Source organism: Peribacillus sp. P4_C12, assembly GCF_056402095.1.
The window spans coordinates 1-879 of sequence record NZ_JBFUIB010000986.1 but is presented as its reverse complement, the minus strand read 5'-3'; the positions used below and the strand labels follow the sequence as shown (position 1 = coordinate 879).

Below are 879 nucleotides of genomic sequence, written 5' to 3'. Positions count from 1 at the left end.
GGACCAAAGGGAAGTTCGTACATGTTTGTGATACTTCTTTTGTTAATAAGCATGTTTATCGTAGCAAAACACTTCGTCAGCTTGTTGATCATCAAATCCAAAACGGACAGATGATCGCAAAGAAAGATATTGGAAAATGGGTGAAACTTCAGCATCCCCGACTGCAATGGATGCATGCCCGTAAGTTGGACAACTTATTAGCAGATATAGATTCCTCTAAACAAGAAATTATTGTGGCCGTGCCAGACTTTAAAAATTTGTCAGAGGAATGGAAGCTGATTCTAATGAAAAGAGACCCTGAAGTCAAATTGACTATCATTTCAGGGAATAGAAATCCGGAAATTTTTACAGATTATTTCATTTATATGCCAGTTTCCTTCTCTTTTATTATCATCGATGGTCATGTTGTCTGGTTAGGCTTGCCTGTAGAATCGAATAATCGAGTGCAACCTCCCTTTGTAGCGGCTCGATTGGATTCACCTATTATTGCAGAAGAAATCTTATCTCAGTTTAAAAAAAATGAATAATTTAAAGGAAAGGCCCTATAGGGTCTTTCTATTTTTTTATTCAATAAATATTTCTTAAAACATCTCGTTAGAATATATGGTAAAAACAAATCGGGTTCCATCTATAAGAGTAATAAAAAATGTATATTTAAAAAATAACCTCGTTAGAATTTACAATTCACTCCTATTTACCAATCCAGAATATCCACTTATTATTTCAGCTAAGAGTTACAAACTAAACTAACAACAAGCGTATTAGGCGACATTTTATAGTCAATGTTTTACGATTATATAACTAAGAGAGAAATGGGAAGAAGGGAACCCTAATGAAGCTAAGCATTTTAGATCAATCACCAATCGCATCCGGTCAAAC

Annotated in this window: 1 protein-coding gene; it reads left to right on the top strand. The window is 34.4% G+C overall.

Features of this window, described 5'->3' with window-relative positions; genetic code table 11:
* On the top strand, positions 1–527 hold a 527-nt coding region (locus AC1DUW_RS30725; RefSeq protein WP_477644437.1), incomplete at its 5' end, for a phospholipase D-like domain-containing protein.
* Between the last annotated feature and the right edge of the window lie 352 nt (positions 528–879).